This is a genomic window from Mesorhizobium sp. M4B.F.Ca.ET.089.01.1.1 (assembly GCF_004022605.1).
GTDB lineage: Bacteria > Pseudomonadota > Alphaproteobacteria > Rhizobiales > Rhizobiaceae > Mesorhizobium > Mesorhizobium abyssinicae.
In genome coordinates, this window is the sequence record NZ_RZOS01000522.1 from 1 (window position 1) to 3,557 (window position 3,557).

Consider the following 3,557-nt stretch of genomic DNA (forward strand, 5'->3'; position numbering starts at 1 on the left):
GAGACAGCTCGCGCACGGCGGCGTCGAAAGCGGCCATGTCCCAGCGCGCCCGGACCTTGTCCATGAACGCCGCGACCAGCGCCGCGTTGGCCAGGTCGTCGGCGAGGTTGTCACGCTCGAGCGGATCGGCTTCGAGGTCGAACAATTGCGGCTGGTCGAGTTCGCAATGGACGAATTTGTATTTGCCGTCGCGGATCGCCACCAGCGGCGCGTAGGAGCCTTCGGCGGCATACTCGATCAACACCGGCGCGGTGCGCTGCCCGCCATTGGCGAGCGGCAGCAGCGACTGGCCGTCGGTCCACGGAGCGATGGCGCCCATGTCGATGCCGGCGAGGTCGCACAGCGTCGGCGTCACGTCGAGATTGGAGACCGGCGCCTCGATCAGCCCGGCCGGCACGCCTTTGCCGGCGATCATCAGCGGTACGCGTGCCGAACCCTCGAAGAAGCTCATCTTGAACCACAGCCCGCGCTCGCCGAGCATGTCGCCATGGTCCGAGCAGAACAGGATGACGGTGTCGTCGAGCATGCGCGTGCGGCCGAGGACGTCCAGCAGCTCGCCGAGCTTGTCGTCGACATAGGAGATGTTGGCGAAATACCCGCGCCGCGAACGGCGCACCTGGTCGCTTGTGATCGCGAAAGAGGAATAGTCGCTGGCGTGGTAGAGCCGCTGCGAATGCGCGTCCTGCTCGTCATGCGCGATGAACCCGGTTTCGGGGTCCAGCGCCTGGCAATTCTCGTAGAGGTCCCAATACTGCTTGCGCGCGACGTACGGGTCGTGCGGGTGCGACAGCGAAACGGTCAGGCACCAGGGCCGGCGGTCCGCATCGTCCTGCTCCCGCGAAAGCTGGTAGAGCTTCTGGGTGGCCAGGAACACGACTTCGTCGTCATACTCCATCTGGTTGGTGGTCTCGGCGACACCCGCGCCGGTCACCGAGCCCAGATTGTGGTACCACCAGTCGATGCGCTCGCTGGGTTTGCGATAGTCCGGCGTCCAGCCGAAATCGGCCGGATAGATGTCGGTGGTCAGCCGCTCCTCGAAGCCATGCAGTTGGTCCGGCCCGACGAAATGCATCTTGCCAGACAGGCAGGTGTAGTAGCCGGCAGATCGCAGGTGATGGGCAAAAGTCGGGATCGAGGACGTGAACTCCGCCGCGTTGTCGTAGACCCCGGTGCGTGACGGCAACTGCCCGCTCATGAACGAGGCGCGGCCGGGCGCGCAGAGCGGCGAGGCGGTGTAGTTGTTGGCAAAGCGCGCCGAGCGGGCGGCAAGTGCCTTCAGATGCGGCACATGCAGGAAATCCGCTGGTCCGTCGGGGAACAGCGTGCCGTTGAGCTGATCGACCATGACGATCAGGAAATTGGGCCGTCCGGTCGTCAAGGCAGGCTCCGTCCGCTGAGCTTGGTTTCGAGATAGTCTTCGACGAGCGCGATGGCCGTCGCCGCGTCCGGCACGCCGTCTTTCAGCGCGCGACGGATGTAGAGCCCGTCGATCAGCGCCGCCGTCGCTTCGGCGACGCGATCCGCTTCGCGTCGGAACAGGATGCCGGTCAGCCCGCTCATCAGGTTCGAATGCAGTCGCCTCGCATAGATCTTGAGCAGGCGCCGCAAGGCCGACGACTTCTGCGCCTCGACATAGAAGGCAAGCCATGCGGCGATGGTCTCGGGCTGGAACTGGTCGTCGGAGAAGCTGACGGCGACCACGGCCGAGACGCGCTGGCGCGCCGTGCCGGTGGCCCGCAGCGCGCGCCTGGTGTCGGTGTTGAGCTCCGCCAGTATGTGCCGCATCGTCGCGAACAGAAGCTCGTCCTTGGCGCCGAAATAATGGTGCGCCAGCGCCGACGACACGCCGGCGCGGCCGGCGATCTCCGACATCGTCACGTCCAGCGAGCCGCGCTCGCCGATCGCCGAGATCGTCGCATCGATGAGCGCCTTGCGGCGCAAGGGTTCCATTCCGATTTTCGGCATTTTGGGATCCGGGCTCGATATAAGATTATTTTTTATTGACGGATCAATCAACAAAAAATCGATGCTGGCATCAAACGATCCTGTTGGTCTGGCCCATCCCCTGGGCTGGAAAAAAGTTCACTGTTGAACAATATTGAATCTCATGCCGCGACAGGACGTGCTAGCGTGTGTGGAGGTTTAGGTCAGGCCGGCATCACCTGAGGATCCACACGCCAGGCTGCGCGGCAAATGGAGGCTGTAATGACCGCATGCATCGTCGGCTGGGCGCATTCGCGCTTCGGCAAGCTCGAGGGCGAGACGCTCGAGGGCCTGATCACCAAGGTCGCCGTCGAGGCGCTCGACCATGCCGGGATTGGTCCCGACGATGTCGACGAGATCGTGCTCGGCCATTTCAACGCTGGCTTCTCCGCGCAGGATTTTACCGCCAGTCTGGTTTTGCAGGCCGACGACCGGCTGCGCTTCAAGCCGGCGACGCGCGTCGAAAACGCCTGCGCCACCGGTTCGGCCGCCGTGAGGCAAGGTATCCGCGCCATCGACGCCAATGCGGCCCGCATTGTGCTGGTGGTCGGCGCCGAGCAGATGACCACCACGCCCGGCCCCGAGATCGGCAAAAACCTGCTCAAGGCCTCCTACCTGCCGGAGGATGGCGACACGCCCGCCGGCTTTGCCGGCGTCTTCGGCAAGATCGCGCAGGCCTATTTCCAGCGCTATGGCGACCAGTCGGATGCGCTCGCCATGATCGCCGCCAAGAACCACAAGAACGGCGTCGACAATCCTTACGCGCAGATGCGCAAGGATTTCGGCTTTGAATTCTGCCGCCAGGAAAGCGAGAAGAACCCGTTCGTCGCCGGTCCCTTGAAGCGCACCGACTGCTCGCTGGTTTCGGACGGCGCCGCCGCGCTTGTGCTCACCGACACCGCGACGGCGCTCAGGATGCGCCGCGCCGTCACCTTCCGCGCCAATGAGCACGTCCAGGATTTCCTGCCGATGTCGAAGCGCGACATCCTCGCCTTCGAGGGCTGCGAGCAGGCCTGGAACCAGGCGCTGAAGAAGGCCGGCGTGACGCTCGACGACCTCTCCTTCGTCGAGACGCATGACTGCTTCACCATCGCCGAACTGATCGAATACGAGGCGATGGGGCTGGCCAAGCCAGGCGAAGGCGCGAAGCTGGCGCTGGACGGCACCACGGCCAGGGACGGCCGCCTGCCGGTCAACCCCTCCGGCGGCCTTAAATCCAAGGGCCACCCGATCGGCGCCACCGGCGTGTCGATGCATGTGCTGACCGCCATGCAGCTCACCGGCGAGGCGGGCGGCATCCAGGTGCCGGGCGCCAAGCTCGGCGGCATCTTCAACATGGGTGGCGCTGCCGTTGCCAACTACGTTTCCATTCTCGACCGGATCAGGTAGAAGCGGCCCGCATTTAAAGCGGCGCCCTCTGGGCGCGCGCGTGCGGGAGGCAGCATGTCAAATCCGGTTCTGGTCGAGGTTTTGCGCGGCGCGGTGGTCGAAAGCGCCCATCGCGGCGCGGTCGCCGTGTTCGATGCTGACGGCAAGCCGTTGCTCGAAATCGGCGAGACGGTCCGCCCGGTGTT

The 3,557-nt window shown here is 64.9% G+C and carries 4 protein-coding genes; 2 read left to right on the plus strand and 2 right to left on the minus strand.

What is annotated here, in order from left to right; translation table 11 throughout:
• Positions 1 to 1,378 (minus strand): choline-sulfatase (betC, locus tag EN780_RS29830; protein ID WP_128276084.1); only part of this gene is annotated, 1,378 nt, incomplete at its 3' end.
• The gene (gene betI / locus EN780_RS29835; RefSeq protein WP_128276085.1) at positions 1,375 to 1,965 is read right to left on the minus strand and encodes a transcriptional regulator BetI; all 591 of its coding nucleotides are present in this window, start codon (positions 1,963 to 1,965) and stop codon (positions 1,375 to 1,377) included. The genes betC and betI, both read right to left, overlap by 4 nt.
• Positions 1,966 to 2,205: 240 nt before the next feature.
• Between betI and EN780_RS29840 the strand changes: the two genes are divergently transcribed.
• Both EN780_RS29840 and EN780_RS29845 read left to right on the plus strand, forming a co-directional pair.
• Positions 2,206 to 3,372, plus strand: a complete 1,167-nt coding sequence (locus EN780_RS29840) for an acetyl-CoA acetyltransferase (RefSeq protein ID WP_127393554.1) — start codon at positions 2,206 to 2,208, stop codon at positions 3,370 to 3,372.
• 54 nt (positions 3,373 to 3,426) lie between these two features.
• Positions 3,427 to 3,557: asparaginase (locus tag EN780_RS29845; RefSeq protein ID WP_189556844.1), on the plus strand; the 131-nt coding region annotated here is incomplete at its 3' end.

What these genes read in the sequence shown, in the direction of transcription:
- betI (WP_128276085.1), bottom strand. Translation starts at nt 1,965, where the DNA reads ATGCCGAAAATCGGAATGGAACCCTTGCGCCGCAAGGCGCTCATCGAT.
- EN780_RS29840 (WP_127393554.1), top strand. Translation starts at nt 2,206, where the DNA reads ATGACCGCATGCATCGTCGGCTGGGCGCATTCGCGCTTCGGCAAGCTC.